This window comes from Bdellovibrionales bacterium (assembly GCA_019750295.1).
Taxonomy (GTDB): Bacteria; Bdellovibrionota; Bdellovibrionia; order Bdellovibrionales; family JAGQZY01; genus JAIEOS01.
The window spans coordinates 1-2,662 of record JAIEOS010000109.1; the positions used below are offsets into that span (position 1 = coordinate 1).

Here is a 2,662-nt window from a genome sequence, read left to right on the forward strand (position 1 = left end):
TTTGGCAAAATTGCCGCATTTTACAGTCGGCAATCAGGATTGGTGCACCGTATTCTTTTGTGCTGGCTTGTAGGAACTACCCTTCTGTCATTTTTAAACATCAAAAATTACGATTTGCACTTCGCATTCCGCGGGGCTCAAAAAGTGAGTCGCGATCTTTTAGTGGTCCATCTTCCGAGCGAAAGCGAGGCTGTCGATGAGGCAATTAAAATTCTACACGATTTTGAGGTTAAGGCCATCGTTGCTCCCGTGAATAAGAAAGACGCAAAGCTTTTTAGCCTTCACAAAGACGTACTGCTGGTCCCACGCAAAGGATTTAAACCCGATAAGGACGGCATTTTACGATCGGTCGAAGTGGCCGAGCCCGTGATCGAAGCTCTAGGCCTCAAAAAAGAAGAGAAGGAGCACCCTCCAACAGCATTGATCAACTTTCGCGGCGGTAATGCTACTTTTCCGTCAATTTACTTCTACGAAATTAAATCTCAGAAGATTCTTCCTTCCTTGGTGAAAGATAAAATCATTATCATCAATCTCCAAGATGAAGAGAACGAGCCCCTTCAAACGCCCGTGGGAGACCTTACACCGGCAGAAATACTGGCAACGACGATCGACAATATCCTTCTCCATCGATTTATTGCTCCCGCGAATTTCGCCGTTTCCGCAGCGATCACATTTTTTCTAACCACATTCATTGCGTTGTTGGTTTTTTATTTTCCATCCAATCTGGCGATTTTAAGTGTATTTATATGCATTCTTTTAACTTCGTCCTCCTGCTTTCTCCTTTTTGATCACTTTTATCTCTGGCTCCCACTCCTTGTTTTTATTATTCAAACACTTTTGACCTACCTGGTTTTTATTAATTATAAATTGACCAAAAAAGAGCAGCTCGCATGGCAATTAGAAAAACAAAAAGTTTATCAAGATGAGATGGACGAACTAAAGAAAAACTTTCTCAGCCTTTTTAGTCACGACCTAAAGACTCCCATCGCAAAGATTCTCGCTCAAATGGATATTCTAGAGAACTCAATCCAGGATCAAAATAAACTCTCTGATGGATTTAATAAAGTTCGTAAATACAGCCACGAGCTCAACCAGTATGTTAAAAACATTCTTAAAATTTCACAGATCGAATCTAATCGTTTTAATCTAAAAAAAGAGCCCTGCGATATCAATTTGCTGATCCGACAAGCCGTTGCCATTCTAGCTCCCATCGCCGAAGAGAAAAAAATTACACTGAATTCCCATCTCGACACTCTCTTCTCCATCAGCTGCGATAAGGATTTAGTTCAACAAATTATTTTGAATATTATCGAAAATGCGTTAAAATATTCACCGGCAAACACCTCGATCGATATTTATTCTCTCGAAGAAAACGATTTCGTGGTTGTACGGATCCAAGACCACGGAGAAGGCATTAAGGTCGATGACCAAGCCCGCGTGTGGGAGAAATTCTCCCGGGTAAACAACAAGACCGAGGGCACTGGCTTGGGTTTGTATCTGGTAAAGTATTTTGTCGAAGCCCACAATGGGGCTGTATTTATGGATAGTGAAGAAAACGTAGGAACGACAGTAACTTTTAAGTTACCGATCAGCTAACGGAGCAAAAATGCAAAAGCCCACCCGCATATTAATTGTTGATGACGAAGCCGATTTACGCGCCTCGATTATTTCTATTCTAGAACAAGAGATTCCTTCACCGCTGACTTGTGATCAGGCCGCGACAGGACTAGAGGCGATTAAGCTCGTCGAAACAAATTTTTATGATCTCATTTTGATGGACGTCAAAATGCCAGAAATGGATGGACTTCAAGCTCTGCAGAAAATTAAAGAACTCGATCCTCGAACTTTTGTGGTGATCATAACAGCTCATTCCAATGTGCGTGACGCAATCGAGGCGATCAAAGAGGGCGCCTACGACTATTTAGAAAAACCAATTAATCGCGCCAAGCTTTTAGAGATCTACAAAAAATCTCAAGAAGCAAAAGACCTTGTCACCGATCTGGTCGCCTCTCTTCCCATCTTTGATGACGATATTAATACCGAGTTTGTCGGAGAGTCTCAAAAAATGCGCGAAGTCTTTAACTTGGTTTATAAAGTCTCCAAAGTAGAAACCACCGTACTCATTCGCGGCGAGAACGGAACAGGCAAGGAACTTGTGGCTCGTGCCATCCATTATAACTCTCATCGAAAGTTTTCACCTTTCGTGGCCATCAACTGCGGAGCTCTCCCCGAAGGATTGATCGAAAGCGAACTCTTTGGCCATGAAAAAGGCGCTTTTACAGGAGCCGACGAAAGAAAGATCGGAAAATTTCAACTCGCCAATGATGGTACGTTATTCCTGGACGAAATCGGGGAACTTAAGCCGGAAATTCAGGTCAAACTCCTCCGAGTTCTCCAGGAGAAGAAGTTTAATCCTGTAGGCTCCCATCGCGAGTTGGAAACCTCGACTCGCATTATCGCGGCAACAAATCAAAATCTAGAGAAGCTGATCATTGACGGTCGATTCCGCGAAGATCTTTTTTATCGTCTCAACGTAATGCCGATCTTCCTTCCTCCACTTCGAGAACGCGTCGAAGACATCGAAAACCTCACTCATTATTTTATACAGAAATTCCGCGAAACGTATCAAAAGCCGGTTCCAACCGTGACGGATGAAGTTTTG

Annotated in this window: 2 protein-coding genes; both read left to right on the forward strand. The window is 42.8% G+C overall.

The window, feature by feature from the left end:
* Window positions 1–1,596: CHASE2 domain-containing protein (locus K2Q26_13850; GenBank protein ID MBY0316602.1), on the forward strand; the 1,596-nt coding region annotated here is incomplete at its 5' end.
* Between the two features lie 10 nt (window positions 1,597–1,606).
* Window positions 1,607–2,662 (forward strand): sigma-54 dependent transcriptional regulator (locus K2Q26_13855; protein ID MBY0316603.1); only part of this gene is annotated, 1,056 nt, incomplete at its 3' end.